Genomic DNA, 15,009 nt, shown 5'->3' on the forward strand with positions numbered 1-15,009 from the left:
CAGGCTGCTCCGCCTTTTTCTTTGCCTCTCTTCGCAGCCCCCGTGGTCGCGATTTAACGAACCTTCACCTCTTCCGCTTAACGCGCGGCAAGTATGAAGCGCGCACGCACCACAATCATCGCCCTCGCCTCGCTCGTGCTGCTAAGCGCGTGTGGGTTGGCGCCCGAGGAGAAGCTGGCAAAAGCCGAAGCAAGCTTCGCGGCCAAAGACTACGCCGCGGCCAAAATCTATCTTGTCTCCGCTCTCAAGGAGAAGCCGGGAGATGCCGAAATGCTGCTCCTGCTCGCTCGCACGCAGATAGCGCTCGGTGACGGCGAAGGAGCATTCGCCTCGCTCCAGCGACTTCCCAAAACCCTTCGTTCGGCAAGCCTGGTCGGTGAGGCCGAGATGTTGCGCGGCAGGTACGCCGCCGCGATCGAGGCGATCGGCGAACCGGAAACAGCCGACGAAGCCCGCGTGGCCGCGCTTGCCCATTTGGCCATCGGTGATCTCGACACAGCGAAGGGGGTCATTGCCCAGGGCGAAAGGCTCGAAGGCGACAAGGCAGGTCTTCTCGCCACGCTCGCGCGGATCCAGATCGGCGAAGGCGATCTCGATGCCGCTCGCGCAACGGCGGACCGCGCCCTCGATGCGAACCGAAATTCTCTCGACGCGCTGCTCGTCTCCGCGCGGGCGCACTACGCTGCCAATGATCTCCCATCCGCGCTGTCGGCCTATGAGAAAGCCGTCAGACTGTACCCGCAGAGCTTCGCTGCCGCGCTTGGCCATGCCGCGACACTTGGAGACTTAGGGCAGCTCGAAAAGGCTCGTGAAGGGCTAGAGCGTCTGGAAGAGATTGCACCGGAGGTCATCGAGGTCGCCCACCTCAAGGCCCGCATCGCGCTTGCGGAAGGCGATTGGGAGCACGCGCGTGAGCTGTTGCAAGCCCGCGAGGCGGAGTTGCGCGAGAATCCGTCTCTGCAACTCACCTACGCAACCGCTCTGCTGCGCGTCGGACAGGCATCGCAGGCGCGCGCCTGGCTCGAACCGCTCATCGAAGATTTCCCGGCATCGCGCGAACCGCGCAGGCTGCTCGCCGAAGCCCAGCTCGCGTCGGATGATCCCCGTGCCGCGCTCAATACGGTTCGTGCGCTCGCCGAGCGCCCCGACGCCAGGCCTGAAGAACTGTCCATCGCAGCCAAGGCGGCAAGGGCCGTCGGCGATCCGGCTGCAGGACGCTTCGCACGTCGCCTGGGCGAAATTACGCCTGAATGGATCGGGAGTGAGCTCGCCACGGCGGACGCCGCACTGCGCAACCGGCAATGGCACGAAGCGGCTGCAAGCTACGAGGCCATCAACGCCAGAACGAGCGCGCCCAACGCCATGGTCCTCAACAACCTCGCTTTCGCCAAATCGAAACTGGGCAAGCGGGAGGACGCCATCCGTATCGCTCTTGAGGCTGTAAAGATCGCACCCGACCACCCCGCGGTGCTCGATACGGCCGGCTGGCTCTTGGTCGAGACGGGCAAGGATCCGGCGCGCGGACTCAAAATGCTGGAAAAGGCTGCACGGCTAGACCCGGACAACGTAAAGATCGCCCAACATCTGGCAGCGGCAAAGCGAAGCTAGTCATGTGCAAACGGGAAGGGCCGCCTCCGGATCGATCCCCATTCGATCCGATGGCGGCCCCGAAGACTGAACCGGAGAAGGTTCAGCGAAAATCAGGAACAGGCAAGCTGACCCGTTGTCGGCAACGGTGCGGTCGGTCGACGACGTACAAGTCCGAATCCAAGAAGCGCCATCGCGAATAATGCCAGCATTCCGCCCGGAGCAGGCACCGGTGTGCCGCCGCTTGTGCTTCCACCGGTTGATGTGCTGCTGACCTGCTGGCCGCTGGCTGATGAAATGTGTCCGGCACCGCTCACCGACTGATAACGAACGAAGAAGTCGTCGAGAGTCAGGCTGGTCGGTGCGGAGTGGAATTTGAGCGATAGCGAACCGCCACCGCTTTCGCCTGCGAACAGACCGCCTCGGTTGCCAGCGCAAGAGCCGCTTCTTGCGGCCTTGAAACACACATCGACTTTGCCGATCCCGTTCGGATAGTTCCGGTCGGTCTTGACGGAGCTGTATGCTCCGGTCGAGCGCGCGCGCCGGATTTCGGGGTTTGTGTCGAAGGCAAAGCTCGAAATGCGCGCATTGACCCCCGAATTGCTCGTATTCGTAACCTGATAATCGAACGTGTAGGTCGAACCATTCACGCCCGTGAGGGTAAATATCGTCTGCGCGCTTAGCCCTTCGACAGTACGACCATTCGCGAAGCCATCGTAATCAATGGTGAAGCTCTCTCCGACTTTGCTCGAATCGAGCATGATCGGTTCAGCGAGAGCCGGTGCCGCAGCGGTCGCGGCTGCAAGGGCGAAGGCCACTCCTATATGCTTCAGTGTCATCGTTTTTCCGTCAAATGTCCCGATGGAATTGTTTAACGAAAACAATGCAAACCGCGTGCCAAGCGGCCTTGCGCGCCAGATGCGAAGGTTAACGAGCTCGCAGGATGTCAAAAATCCCGACGAATTACGGGTCTGCCAATCCTTCCCTGCCAGTGAGCGGCTGGTGAAAAGGAAGCACCATTTGCCCGCGGTCTTACGCCCGTTCCTCCGAAGCTTCCGAAGCCCGGGAAATTCTTGAGAAGATCAATCCACCGATCCCCCCGGCAATAACCTGCGAGAGAAAGCCCAATGTCGAGCGCGCTCCGCTTATGGGGACTGTCTGGAATTGCGCATACATCAGCCCGAGTGTCATGGCTATTGCGGCGGCACCGGCCACGGGAAAGGCAAAACGCGACAAACCGGGCAGGAAACGCTTCACCAACGCCGCGATCAGGAACCCAACAAGAAATGCCACCAGGATGATGACAAAGTAGAGCAGCATGTTGGATACATCGAAGGCGGTCATGTTGAGCCGGTCCTCAAAGCTTACAGGCACACCATGCGCGGCAAGAACGAACTGCGAGTTGGCCACGACCGCCAGGACATAAGTGCCAAGAGCCGCGACGAGCAAAGCAGTAATCCAGCGAACAAACCTCATCACATTCTCTCCCTGCCGCGCGCGAGACTAGATGCTTCCATCGCCGGATCAAGCCTCTGGAGGCACGGTGGACAAATCGCCCGGGCAATCTGATAACAAGAGTAATCCTGATGGCCTGAGGAATTTCGATGCGGACAATTTCGATCACCCTAGCGATGGCGGCGGCTGGATCGCTCTTGGCGTCCTGCTCCAATCAGGGAGCGTCAGAACTAGGCGAAAAGACGAGCGAGCTTGCCGGAAGGGTGGAAGCAGGTCCGGTAAACTACACTCTCGAAACGGCGGCCGATGGCCTTGATCATCCGTGGTCGATCGCCTTCCTCTCCGATGGCGCCATGCTGGTGACCGAACGCACCGGTGCGCTTTTGCTCGTAGGAAAGGACGGCTCGAAACAGACCGTCCATGACTTCAACACCAACGGGGAGTTCCCGAGAGTCCACTTCGGCGACAGCATCCAGGCAGGCGTGTTCGACGTGGTCCTGCATCCCTATTTCGAAGAGAATGCGCAGGTTTATGTCTCCTATGCCGGCTTGGTGGAGGATGGAGAGAACACTCTCATACTGATGCGTTTCAGGTATTCCGATGATGAAGGCGGGCCGCGGCTGGTGGATGGCGAGCTGATTTTCGCCGCGTCGCCAAGCCGCGTTCAGGGCAATCACTACGGCGGACGTTTCATCTTTCTGCCCGACGGAACCTTGATGATGCCTGTTGGCGACGCATTCCATTTCCGCGAAGAAGCGCAGCAACTGGACAACCATTTCGGCAAGATCATCCGCTTGAACGATGACGGCTCCGTGCCGAGCGACAACCCATTCGTCGATGAAGAAGGCGCTTTACCAGAAATCTGGTCATACGGTCATCGCAACCCGCAGGGGATCATTCTCGCAGCCGATGGACGGGTGCTCGAGAACGAGCACGGCCCGGCCGGGGGCGATGAAATCAACGAAATCAAGCGAGGCGCCAATTATGGCTGGCCGACGGTCACCTATGCGCTCGATTATTCGGGTGGACGCGTTTCTCCCTATGAAGCTCTGGATGGGACAGAGCAATCGCTCGTCCATTTCACCCCATCGATCGCTCCGTCGGGCTTCGCGCAGTATTCTGGGACAGTGTTTCCTGACTGGAGAGGCGACCTGTTTCTATCCGCACTCGCGCTCAAACATGTCCGGCATATTGACATGAATGCCGACGGTTCGTTGGGTAAGCAGCAGGAGCTTTTCGGCGAACTCGACGTGCGCTTCAGGGATGTCCGTTCCGGCCCCGACGGATTTCTCTATCTCCTGACAGAGGAGCCAGACTCGAAAAGCAGGATCATCCGCGTTTCGCCAAGTACCAGTGCTGCCAATCAAGCGGCGGATTAGGCGTTGCAACGCCGCGATCCACTAAAAAAGGATGGTGCGCTTACGGGACTCACATTTCTCGTCTAAAATACTGATAAATCAGTAGGTTCAGTGAGTGCCTTTTGTTCATGCCCCCAGCCATGCCCCCACCAAAATTTGTGGAAATGTGAGTCCGGGATTGTGACTCGAACAGGGTATTTCAGAGCCCCTTTATGCACCGGATTCGCCGACAGGGAACACGAAAATTCTGTCCCTGTCGGGCGATCCGGATTTGGCCTCATCTGCATCGATCCTGAAGCCATTCATCGATCTCATGCTCGATCCAGGCAACAGAGCGACCACCTAGGCGAACCGATTTCGGGAACCGGCCCTCGTCCATCCAGCGGTAGACCGTGGACCTGCCTAGGCCCGTCCGATGCAGAACCTCTCGTAGCCTGAGGAACCGTTCGATCTTGGGCCTCTGGGAGCACCCATGATCTGCATCGGCAAGAAACGGCATCGACAATTGCTCGATCTCATTCGCCATGGTCGTCTCCCGCCGAACGGGGTGCAACAAGGCCGAGACGGACGAGCCTGCGGTGATAGGCATCAACCACCAGATCGCGCAAATCGGCTTCGGGATGGTACGTAAGCAACGCATCCAGCGCGACCGTGATGAAGATATTCTGACGCACAGGATCGGTGGCAGGCGTGCGTAAGTCCGCCTCCATATCGCGCATCCATGCATCGTGAATGCAGTCGCCAACCACGATGCTGCTGCTGACCCCGCGCTCACGCGCCTTGGCCTTTATCCAGTCGTCAACTTGAGCGGTTACGTAAGTTTGTAAGCAATAATTCCTTTTCATTTATCCAAGCTCCTTGTGTTCAAAGAACCTGGCTCACCCTTCGGAAGGCGACGACCAATCTAAGTCGCGGCCTGCCTGTAGGAAAATGAAAAGTTCATCAGTGATTTCAACAGCCTGGATGTCTCTGACTTACGACTGACTTGCGAATCCAAATCGTAAATCACGTTCAAGTTAGAAGATGCACACCCCGAAAATGACGTCCAAAGCCATGATATTTAACAGGAAATCTCGGCGGCACCGCTGCGTACGGTGTGCCTGTCAAGTTCCAATGTGCGCGGGTGGTGCCGGTCTCCTGGGCTGACTGATCAAGGGAAGCATTTGCCCAATTTACGATTGGAGCGTGAGCAACAGCTCTTAATTGGGGCGTGCGAGGAAACTGGTAGCGGTCAACTCGACATGTTCCTCCAGCGGCGGCCTGATCGCGAAGGCCTTCGGCTCCCGCGCGAAGTTCCAAATTCTGACAAGATGCCAGTCGTCTCGGCGCGCATCTGCCACTGCCAATTCATTTCGCGAGATATGAAAGGGTGTGCGCTCCCAGCCATTGGTCGTCTTCACCTCAATCAACCTCTCGCGCCCATCCGTCTCGAAGCTGGCGACATCGTATCCATAACCGTCGCCGTCCTGAACTGCCGTCCAGCGTACCCTATCGGCTAGGTCATCACGGCCTGCTTGCCGCAAGTTGTTTTGCTCATGTTGGAGTACGATCTCCTCACCAGCCTTGCCCAATGCACGATTGCGAGCATCCCGTTCGGCAACGTCATACTTCCGTCCGATGGCTGCGATGAAGTCCGGGTCGATAGGCGGCGGCTCATTGCGCTGCGTCGGCGGCGGCCCAATCCAAAGCGCTGGCGTTTCGGTTACACGAGATTGTTTGATTAAGTGCTGTTTGGGAGCAAGCCACTCGGGCTTGGAATCAAGCCACCTTAGCACCCCATCGACTAGCGCATTCTGAAAGTTTGCGGCGGGCTTATAGCCTTCAATCCAAGGCTGGCCGAGACCTAAAAGGACCGCGCTTATGTTCTGGTGCTTGAATTCAATCGATCCCCGGCTGCGAGAGACAACACCCTGCAAGGCGCGATTGTGTTCTGCCTTATTGAAAGCCTTTCCGCCGAGCTCGTCCCATAGCATCGCGAAATAATCTGCGACGATCAGATCAATTTCGGTGTCGCTCCATGCGTCTGACAAGTGGGAACCTCCACCGCATTTTCTAGCGAAGAGTGACAGGAATCCCAAAACAAACTTGTTTGTGACTGTTCGCGCAGACCAGCCCATGAGGCACGACATCATAGATGGGTTGCATCAAGGTGCCTTCGTAGGGCTACATCGTTCAGAAACAATCGAACAAGAAGTTGTGCGGAACCCACGATTTGGTCGGAAGAGCTCACTCGAAGAAAAGTCTCTTGCAAACGAATTCTGTGAGGCACTTGCCCAGCAGTTGAGTAGCGCCTCGGTTATAGATCAGCAGACCAACCCGCATCCAGATTTGAATCGAGGCAGCCGAGTGCTAGGTGTTGGTGATCAGACATTCGCTATGGAGTGTATCGTTGCTGTTTGACCCGCTAGCGAGAACAATTGAAGCCTATGACAAGCTCTCCGCTAAATACAGCGAGCAATGGTTTGAATCTGATGTAATGCTGCCTTTTCTCGAAGCATTTTCGAGCCACCTAAAAGAGTTTCCTTTGGTATTGGACGCTGGTTGTGGCTCCGGCCGAGAAGTAAAGTATCTGACCAGCAGGGGGATCGACTGCGTCGGCGTGGACCTAAGCCTTCAAACGATTAAGCGCGCGCGAATGAACGTACCGTCGGGTAACTTTCGCGTAATGGATCTAAGACGGCTTGAATATCCCGACAGCCTTTTTGACGGTGTTTTGTGCGTGGCAGTTGTCCACCACCTTTATGACAGGGACTTTCGAAAAGCTCTTCTGCAGATCGGGCGAGTAACCCGGGCAGGTGGCATAGTCGGTGTAACAATAAGAATTGGGGAGGGTTTTCGAAAGGACGGCTTCGGTCGCTTCATGACCTTTCGAAATGAACGAGACGTAGAGGATGCTTTGCGGTCGCACGGCTTCACAGTACTTGAGTCCAGCTTGTCGAAGGAAGGTGAAGGCCGCGAGTGGCTCCAGCTAATACTTAGAAATGATAAGCCTGAAGATGATCCGCCGATCGAGCTCTGCGGATTCTGCCCTGGTGATCTATTCCTAAAAGAGAATAGGCTGGTTGGTGCCCCGGTTGCTGCTGGCGTGCTTTGGGGAGATGACAAGTTCTATGTCACCCTGGATGTCTCGCCCCTAGTGGAGGGGCACCTGCTGCTTTGCACTAGAGAACACACACTAGCGACACTGGGCACTCAACAAAATCTGAATAGATTGGCGGATCACAAAGCACAGATCGATGATGTGCTTAAGCGCGCTTTCAATCGCCGTCCGATTTTCATGGAGCATGGCACACAGCCATCCGAAAGCACGCGTGATCCCTGCATTGAGCATGCGCACATTCATGCGCTGCCCTTACAAAATGAGCTAAGGACTCGGATCGAGAAGAGGATCGGCAAGCTTACTCCATACCGAAATATCGAAAATGCGGATCGCGCTGCTCGCATGGGAGAATATATTTCGTACGAAAGTAAGCGCGGCGTGATATTTGTCCGGCAAGAAGGGGTGGCTGACTTACCCTCCCAATTCTTCCGCCTTGTTGTTGCTGATGAGTTGGATGTCGAGAACTATCATTGGATAGCAACGAAGGATTCCAGTGACAGCAAGGCACGCTTCAAACGTACCTTGGACTTGGTTATTGGAGTTTTGGACCACGAGATCTCATCAAGAGAGATTGTATCAGACATCCCTCAATCTCTAAGGCAAATGCTCGCATCTCTTGATGACGAAAAATCTGGTGAGCCCAGGCCATCGAAGACAGCGGCAAGAATGCTTGAACGCCTTGAGAAGGACAACTCTGAGAAATCATCCGGAACGCTAACTCTTTCAGATCTCGGCGAACGCCGAATCATCGAAGAAGTATTGACTCCATTTTTCGACGGAAATCGACGGGGACAGAGGTATCTGGGAGACGATGCCGCGGTATTCCCTTGGCACTCTCACAACCTCCTTGTGACAACGGATCATTGTCCAAAACCGCTCTTTTTCCGATTGGGCATCGAATCCTACTTTGCGTATGGCTGGCTGAGCGCGATTATATCGCTAAGTGACATCGGCGCTATGGGTGGTCGACCGAGAGCGCTTTTGCTCAATTCCGAAATGCCGAATGATATGCCGGTCAAAGACTTCGTCTCCTTCGTTGACGGCCTCGCTTTTGCATCGAACCTATATGATGTGCGAGTGATCGGAGGGAACATAAGAGAAGCCAAGGAGTTCAGCGCTGCAACCACCGTCATCGGTGAACCAGCATGTGAGGGACCCGTCTTACGAGATGCTGCTGAGATAGGTCACGCTGTGTTCGCTGTAGGAGAAATGGGTTTATTCTGGGCTGCGATCCTTGAGCGAGCAAACAATTTGCTCCTGCCGCTTGAGAATCATCACGAATTGAATGCCGGACTACTTTTCCCGGAGCCGAAACTCAGAGCGGCTCATCAACTTTCTGAAGCTGGAATACTTGGGGCAGCAATGGATGCTTCTGACGGGCCGACCCAAGCCATTAAGACCCTAGCTCAGGCCAACTCATGCGACATAGTTTTGGATTTGCAAGACGTTGAAGTTAATCGTTCTGTTGAACTCGTAGCCGGCCACCTTGATATCGACCCATTGGTGCTAATGTTCTCGTGGGGCAATTTCGAATTGATTTTCACAGCTCCGGAAGATGCGATTTATGAAATGGATCCTCGGACCTTGTCTGACTTCAGTATTACGAGAATTGGATATGTGAAGAAGGGTTCCGGGAAGGCCAAGCTCAAGAAAGGGCGAAAAACTGTAGAATTGCCGCAATTAGCACCTGATCGATTTGATCTTTCATCGGGTGTCAGTGGGATTGCCGAATATGAGGCAATTCTTCGCTCGACAAGGTTCAGAGATTGAAAGTCATTGCCACGATCGGCCCGGTTTCAGCTGCTCACATTGAGGAGATGATCTCACTTATGCAGCTCGACTTTCGGCTCACCTTTTCGTTCGGAACACCTGAGTTACAACTCTCAAGGGCCAGGCAGATTAGAAGGGCTGCTGAGGCAGCCCAAAAAACTGTCGCCGTTTGGGGATCGCTTTCAGGCCTCACACATCGGATCGGGAAGATATTCTCAGCTGGACATGAGACGGTTCTCCAAGTCAAAAAATTCACACCTCTCTGCGTCCTCGAAGCCGATGAAGTCGACTTGACCAAGCTGAAGGCACTGCCAATCCCGAATTTGTCCCAAATGCAACTGAAGGAAGGGGACCGATTGATCTATGGAGATCACCAATGTGAATTCACGGTAGGCCCGGTAGTCGATGGCACCAGATTTATTACACCAACGTCATCGCAAGCCATAACCGGAACGAGAAGCATCTATCTCGCAAACGACCGCACCGATGCTAGCAGCCCAATAATTCACCTAAGGGAGGAACTAAGAGCAATCCAACAAAACGGAGACATCTTTGACGGTGCCATTTTGCCCGACGTTACCAGCAGAGATTTTGCCATCGAACTGATCGCGGCATCCAGTGAAGGGGACCAGTCGCTCGCAATTGGAAGTTCAATCGAACGGGCCCTTCCCGAGCAGTCGTTTGTCGAGATACTCGAGGCGTCGCGCTTCGTTATTCTGGACCGAGCAAAGATCGCGCTAAACTCCGGCATGGAAGCCATGCCTTTAATTGTTCAGTCAATGGTCAATGCCGCTGAAGGGCAGGCGGACAAGATATTTATCGCTTCACATATCGCAACAACTGTCAGCCAAGGCAGTCGTCAAGTTCTCTCATCAGCGGAGATTTCCGATCTTTGGCATCACAAGAAGTCCGGCGTAGGTGGGGTCGTCCTCACGGAAGAAACGGCGGTCGATGCAGAATTCTTTCAAGCCCTGCGAATGATGAGCGCGTTTCTCGACGCTAATGCTGATTCTCGATCACGATAACCTTTGCACTTTCCTCAAGTTGACTGTTGCTGTCCTTAGGACTCAGCATCTCCCCGGTGAAGAAGAGTGATGCGTAGATCAGCAACGCTCCTATTATGAAGAACAGCGCGCTAAAGCACTTCAATACAAAAAATCCTGTCTTAGGCTTATCGAGCCCTTCAAATGCGAACGTCTTGATCAGTAGCCGCTCCATGATCTGCCTCACTCGCCAAGCAATCGCGATCAACACGAAATTCGAGAGACCAGCAAACGCCAGTAAAAGCCTCTTGATCTCGACCGCCCCGTCAAAAGCAATCACGGCTGCCCCAATCCCCCCGGTTATTGTTATCGCAAAAAAGGGAACTCGCCAAAAAACGGTTTGAAGCGATCTAAAATCTTCGCACCACTGGTTAAAGATCTGGATCTCTTTCTCGCTACCGTTCGTCATTGAAAATCCCCCAAACGCAGATCCACCAACTGCCAATTTACATCACAGACTAGAGAAATGCTTTTAAGATGGTGATACCCGACACAAGCGCCCAATAGTTATCGATCTTTACGAAATAGCATGTTCCAAATGCGTCGTTAACTTACATCCATTGTGCAAGCGCATGAAAAACTGTGGGGGCTGAAAATTGAGGCGCATGCTGCGAGCCTGAGCCAATCCGACCGGATTCTCTAAGGTCTGAACTTCGTTCAGAAGCAGTGCTGTCGCCTCACGACGATTCTGCAAGTAAACGTCAAACTCAGACTTAGTGATCGCCAGTTGCTTCCCGTGTCGTCTCCAAAGATCGGACACTGGAAGGGTCTCGGAATCTCTCAGCTCGCAAACGGCAGAAATGGTTGCAACAGGCGACTTACAGTAAAGCCAAATCCTGGAGCCAGGTGCAATCCTAGGCGCACGCCTCCGGAGCTCCACGGTTTTTTCCCCGGACACAATACTGTCGTAGAAGCGAGGCTCGATCGATATAAGCACGTCGTTATTTGCCAAGAGTAGGCCTTCCTTCACTGAGTAGTGAGTGCGCTGCTTTCGGCGTTATCGCCTTTGTTGTCACAAGGTTCGCTCCGTCCCAGCAGCCCAGCTCAGATAGCCTACTTTTCGGCACTATATCCTTAAACAACATGATCGTGTCGATGTCGATGAGCGTCTTGAGCCGTCTCCCACCTTCCCGTCTGATTTCCGAAGTTGGGACCACTCCTCGGTCCATACTCACTGCGTCCGCCTCTTCTCGCGGAATGGTGTAACGCCCAAGTATCCGGGCAACAGCGATCACAGCTTTACGCCCCCCTTCTTTGCCCGATTCATAAAAGAATATGAGCCCCCCATCTGGGATGACCGGATAGCTGCCGCCAATATAGGCCTTTTCAAACTTGATCGCCGCTTTGCGGTGGTCAAGAAAACTTGGTTGGACGCCTCCGCCAAACAGCTCTTCCGCATAGCTAGGACGAATTGGCTGAAGGATGGCAGGCCTTTGATTGGTGTACACCAGTGTTGGACCAAATAGATCTTCAAATTCCTCTAGACCTACGCGTCTTTCTCGACCGCTCGCATCTACAATATTCAACGGCCAGTCTGGACCCGACGCGCCTGTCCCCTCGATTGACACGCCGGTTGCAGTCCTGATGCCCTCCGCCAAGACCTTCCAATCTCCGGGGAGTAAGAGTCGTCCGATTGATATCTTCCTCAAGACCCGATCATCTTGATTGCGAGATCGGTCAGCGTGGAAGTGGCTAGAAATCGCGACCTTTTGGAGCAAACGCTGGTTTATTTGAGGCCTTAATCGGAGTACCGCAAAAGCACTGTGACCGACGTCTCGGCAAGCCGTTTGGATCGAATGTCTGATGCACAATTGTGCATCAGGATGGCCTTCATCCGCATATAGATGCAGTTCTCGTTCAGAGCTTGTTGCGGTTGGGCAATCCCATGACGCGAAGCAAACAACTCCTTCTGGGCTGCGGATTAGCACTCTTCTGCGCGGAGCACTGACTGTTCCGCCTGCAAGAACTTCGCGGCGCACCGCATCACTTAGGCTAAAGCGGTCCAAAAGTGCATCGACCTCCTGCCTATAATCTTCAGAGAATCCCAACGCTTCGAACCTCGAGCTTTCTGTTTGAACGCTCAATCTCGGCGGCGCTCCAAACTCTGACTCGAAACTCTGACCGAAAGTGCTCGGAGAGAGGATGCTGAGGCCATATTCAGATTCTAGGGCGTCTGCTGCGCGAAGAATTGCTTTGTCTGAGGTGATGAATCCAGCAGCTCTCTCCTCGATCGCAGTCGCCAAGTGACGGAGATCAGCAATATCATTGGACTTGAGAGTGTGCTGATTTGCCTTCTCAGGAAACACAAGTGGGTGAAGTCGACTGCAGATTGCCGACAACACCTGAGGTGCGGGAAGCTTCAACATCGGGATCGATCGACAAAACTCGAGAGTTGGGTCTGGCGATCCGGGTCGTGTGTGCCTTTCGAGTTCGGCCAAGATCTCCTCGCTGATAGCGAGCTTAATGTCATTCTCTAACGACGCACCAATTACCCTCTTTGCCACTTCAGACCGTGGTCGGCTCTTGGTCACATCGAAGATAACATTCAGGTCAAGAACATATCTCGGGGCGTGTTGCGTACGCCCAAAGTGAATCGCCAACCCTGGCTGATTCACTGCCACTCCCTGAACGAAGCTAAAGAGGTTCGGCGTTGATAGTTCTCGGGCGCGAATGTTTATCTTGCGCTTCTTCGACTTACCCCCTGCCTTGGTGTTGACGACATCAAAGCCCGCTTTTTCATAGAAACGATTGGCCTCTTTGAGATCCTCGGCGACATTAGCCACAACACTGAGAAAGCCCCTCTGTTCTAGTCTCCCAAAGACCGTGCCGAGTAGCTTCTTCCCAACCGCTTCACCGCGAAATTGGGGCGCAACATAGGTTTGGAAAATCTTGGCTTCAGGGAGTACGCCACCGTAAAGGCAGTATCCGGCCAAGCGGCCTTGCTGATCAACTGCAATGACTGCACGCTGTTGCTCGACGAACTCCAGATATGCGGCTGGCGGCAAGAAGCCGAAAGAGTCTCTCTCTGAGTCAGCTGCTATCCTAATCTCGTCAACGTACGGATAAAGATCAGCACGAGTACTCAGGATTTTGAATTCCATCAAATGCCGCCCCCAGTGCGTTAGAAGCTAGGTAGAAAATGCTCTCTTGAACAATAAGTAGCCGGAGAAGCGGCACTTCGACAATTATTTCCGAGCTCTATTTGTGATCACGCATTCAGGCAGAACATATTGAGTCGTCCTCTTCTGCGATTGTCCATCCCAGAAGTTAGACAATTTGATCGCGACTGGTTTAACTGAATCGAGCCGACCCAAATCCGCAATGGTGTGAAACGCAAGGACCGCTGCTCCAGAACCGTTAGCGATTATCTGGTGATTGGAAATGTCAGATCAGCCATGCCTCAAGAACGTGCGGCTAGGTGTAAGCGCACGCTTCTACTCTCCCCTCTCGGCTGTTTCATTGCACGCCTCCAACATGACTTGTCCTAGCGAAAGGCAACACCTTCGCACCTACCTTCAGCTCATCGAGATAGTCGCTCCACCATTGGGCCATCTGCACGCGCTCGTCCCAATAGTTGCCGCGATTATAGATGCCTCTGATCGCGTTGCTGTCGCCGTGCGCGAGGGCTCGCTCGATCGCATCTGGGTGCCACTTCCCGCTTTCATTGAGGAAGGTTGAAGCAGTCGAGCGGAACCCGTGCGCGGTCACCACGTCGGGGCCGTAGCCCATCCGCCGCATTGCCTGGTTGATCGAATTATCGCTCATGAATTTCAGGTGCGATTGCTGAGCGGGAAACATCTTCTCGAAGCCGCCCGTGTGGCAATGCAACTCGCGTAGCAGGAGCATCACTTGGTCCGACAATGGGACTGCGTGAAGGCGTCTTAGCTTTGTCCGCTCGGCGGGTATGTTCCAGATCCTTTGGCCCCAATCTATCTCGGACCACTGCCCCATTCTCATTTCTCCGGGCCTGGTCATGATGTGGGGCAGTAATTGCATGGCAATGCGGACGAGTGGCGTGCCCGTGAACTCGTCGATATCGCGTAGGAGCTGACCGAATTGGTTGGGGTCCAGGATGGCCGCCCGATGCGTCACGATTGGTGTCGCCAAGGCATCACCCAGATGGGCCGCAGGGTCGCTCTTGCAGAGCGAACAGGCGATCCCATGCCGGAACACTCTGCTGGCCAATGCGCGGGTTCTATTGGCGCTCTCGCGGTGCCCTCTTCGTTCGATCTTCTTGAGGCTTTCGAGTACCTCGACCGGCTCGATATCGTTGATCGGACGCCGCCCGATGTCGGGTTCAAGTAGCGAGACATACCAGCGCGCTTTGCGGATGGTTGATTCCGCCTTCCCGCTGTCTTCCATGCGCACTTTGATGAAGTCCTCGGCAACGCTCTTGAAGCTGTTACCGGCATTCATGCGTGCCAGACGCTTCTTCCGTTTGCGTTCAAGCGTGGGATCGATTCCGTCGAGAACCTTGAGCCTTGCCACGTCCCTCCGCTTGCGCGCATCGGCCAGAGAGATGTCCGGCCATGCTCCCAGGGCCATCCGCTTTTCCCTTCCGGCTATGCGAAACTTGTACCGCCAGAGCTTCGAGCCGTTCGGAAACACCTCCAGATAGAGGCCTTTTGAGTCGGTTTTCCGAAATGACACGCTTTTCGGGCGTAACCTACGGATTTCTTGCGCTAAAATCGGCATT

General features: G+C 54.7%; 13 protein-coding genes. 4 read left to right on the forward strand and 9 right to left on the reverse strand.

The window, feature by feature from the left end; genetic code table 11:
- Positions 1–93 precede the first annotated feature (93 nt).
- Positions 94–1,608: a tetratricopeptide repeat protein gene (locus tag FIU90_RS14920; protein WP_152435497.1), complete on the forward strand. Its 1,515-nt coding sequence runs from the start codon at positions 94–96 to the stop codon at positions 1,606–1,608.
- Between the two features lie 92 nt (positions 1,609–1,700).
- Here FIU90_RS14920 and FIU90_RS14925 read toward each other — a convergent pair whose 3' ends face one another.
- Positions 1,701–2,426 (reverse strand): cistern family PEP-CTERM protein, encoded by a 726-nt coding sequence (locus FIU90_RS14925; protein ID WP_152435498.1) that lies wholly within the window; start codon positions 2,424–2,426, stop codon positions 1,701–1,703.
- Between the two features lie 193 nt (positions 2,427–2,619).
- On the reverse strand, positions 2,620–3,063 hold the full coding sequence (locus FIU90_RS14930) for a hypothetical protein (RefSeq protein WP_152435499.1): 444 nt from the start codon (positions 3,061–3,063) through the stop codon (positions 2,620–2,622).
- Between the two features lie 128 nt (positions 3,064–3,191).
- Here FIU90_RS14930 and FIU90_RS14935 point away from each other — a divergent pair, with 128 nt between their 5' ends.
- Positions 3,192–4,421 (forward strand): PQQ-dependent sugar dehydrogenase, encoded by a 1,230-nt coding sequence (locus FIU90_RS14935; protein ID WP_152435500.1) that lies wholly within the window; start codon positions 3,192–3,194, stop codon positions 4,419–4,421.
- 256 nt (positions 4,422–4,677) lie between these two features.
- On the opposite strand, the gene FIU90_RS14940 is transcribed toward FIU90_RS14935, so the two are convergent.
- From FIU90_RS14940 to FIU90_RS14950, 3 genes are all read right to left on the reverse strand, one after another.
- The gene (locus FIU90_RS14940) at positions 4,678–4,926 is read right to left on the reverse strand and encodes an AlpA family transcriptional regulator (protein ID WP_234029552.1); all 249 of its coding nucleotides are present in this window, start codon (positions 4,924–4,926) and stop codon (positions 4,678–4,680) included.
- The gene (locus FIU90_RS14945; RefSeq protein WP_152435501.1) at positions 4,916–5,245 is read right to left on the reverse strand and encodes a hypothetical protein; all 330 of its coding nucleotides are present in this window, start codon (positions 5,243–5,245) and stop codon (positions 4,916–4,918) included. Before FIU90_RS14945 ends, FIU90_RS14940 begins: the two co-directional genes overlap by 11 nt.
- A 354-nt stretch (positions 5,246–5,599) precedes the next feature.
- Positions 5,600–6,430 carry a DUF3883 domain-containing protein gene (locus FIU90_RS14950; RefSeq protein ID WP_152435502.1) on the reverse strand — a complete coding sequence of 277 codons (831 nt, stop codon included), beginning with the start codon at positions 6,428–6,430 and terminating at the stop codon, positions 5,600–5,602.
- 359 nt (positions 6,431–6,789) lie between these two features.
- On the opposite strand from FIU90_RS14950, the gene FIU90_RS14955 reads away from it, so the two are divergent.
- Positions 6,790–9,270, forward strand: a complete 2,481-nt coding sequence (locus FIU90_RS14955) for a methyltransferase domain-containing protein (protein WP_152435503.1) — start codon at positions 6,790–6,792, stop codon at positions 9,268–9,270.
- Positions 9,267–10,295, forward strand: coding sequence for a pyruvate kinase (locus tag FIU90_RS14960; protein WP_152435504.1), 1,029 nt, complete (start codon positions 9,267–9,269; stop codon positions 10,293–10,295). The genes FIU90_RS14955 and FIU90_RS14960 overlap by 4 nt, the downstream gene beginning before the upstream one ends.
- On the opposite strand, the gene FIU90_RS14965 is transcribed toward FIU90_RS14960, so the two are convergent.
- The 4 genes from FIU90_RS14965 to FIU90_RS14980 all read right to left on the reverse strand — a co-directional run bounded on the left by FIU90_RS14965 (position 10,270) and on the right by FIU90_RS14980 (position 15,008).
- Complete coding sequence (locus tag FIU90_RS14965; protein WP_152435505.1) at positions 10,270–10,722, reverse strand: hypothetical protein; 453 nt, start codon at positions 10,720–10,722, stop codon at positions 10,270–10,272. The genes FIU90_RS14960 and FIU90_RS14965 overlap by 26 nt on opposite strands.
- A gap of 108 nt (positions 10,723–10,830) precedes the next feature.
- The gene (locus FIU90_RS15890) at positions 10,831–11,283 is read right to left on the reverse strand and encodes an ASCH domain-containing protein (RefSeq protein WP_152435506.1); all 453 of its coding nucleotides are present in this window, start codon (positions 11,281–11,283) and stop codon (positions 10,831–10,833) included.
- Entirely contained in the window at positions 11,255–13,414 is a 2,160-nt protein-coding gene (locus FIU90_RS14975) for a GNAT family N-acetyltransferase (RefSeq protein ID WP_152435507.1), read from the reverse strand. Before FIU90_RS14975 ends, FIU90_RS15890 begins: the two co-directional genes overlap by 29 nt.
- Positions 13,415–13,769: 355 nt before the next feature.
- The gene (locus FIU90_RS14980) at positions 13,770–15,008 is read right to left on the reverse strand and encodes an integrase arm-type DNA-binding domain-containing protein (RefSeq protein ID WP_152435508.1); all 1,239 of its coding nucleotides are present in this window, start codon (positions 15,006–15,008) and stop codon (positions 13,770–13,772) included.
- Position 15,009 lies beyond the last annotated feature (1 nt).

This window comes from Erythrobacter sp. THAF29, from assembly GCF_009363635.1.
Taxonomy (GTDB): domain Bacteria; phylum Pseudomonadota; class Alphaproteobacteria; order Sphingomonadales; family Sphingomonadaceae; genus Erythrobacter.

Coding starts and splice junctions, on each gene's coding strand:
- FIU90_RS14975 (WP_152435507.1), bottom strand. CDS start 13,414: ATGGAATTCAAAATCCTGAGTACTCGTGCTGATCTTTATCCGTACGTT.
- FIU90_RS14945 (WP_152435501.1), bottom strand. CDS start 5,245: ATGAAAAGGAATTATTGCTTACAAACTTACGTAACCGCTCAAGTTGAC.
- FIU90_RS14930 (WP_152435499.1), bottom strand. CDS start 3,063: ATGAGGTTTGTTCGCTGGATTACTGCTTTGCTCGTCGCGGCTCTTGGC.
- FIU90_RS14920 (WP_152435497.1), top strand. CDS start 94: ATGAAGCGCGCACGCACCACAATCATCGCCCTCGCCTCGCTCGTGCTG.
- FIU90_RS14980 (WP_152435508.1), bottom strand. CDS start 15,008: ATGCCGATTTTAGCGCAAGAAATCCGTAGGTTACGCCCGAAAAGCGTG.
- FIU90_RS14925 (WP_152435498.1), bottom strand. CDS start 2,426: ATGACACTGAAGCATATAGGAGTGGCCTTCGCCCTTGCAGCCGCGACC.
- FIU90_RS14940 (WP_234029552.1), bottom strand. CDS start 4,926: ATGGCGAATGAGATCGAGCAATTGTCGATGCCGTTTCTTGCCGATGCA.
- FIU90_RS14965 (WP_152435505.1), bottom strand. CDS start 10,722: ATGACGAACGGTAGCGAGAAAGAGATCCAGATCTTTAACCAGTGGTGC.
- FIU90_RS14935 (WP_152435500.1), top strand. CDS start 3,192: ATGCGGACAATTTCGATCACCCTAGCGATGGCGGCGGCTGGATCGCTC.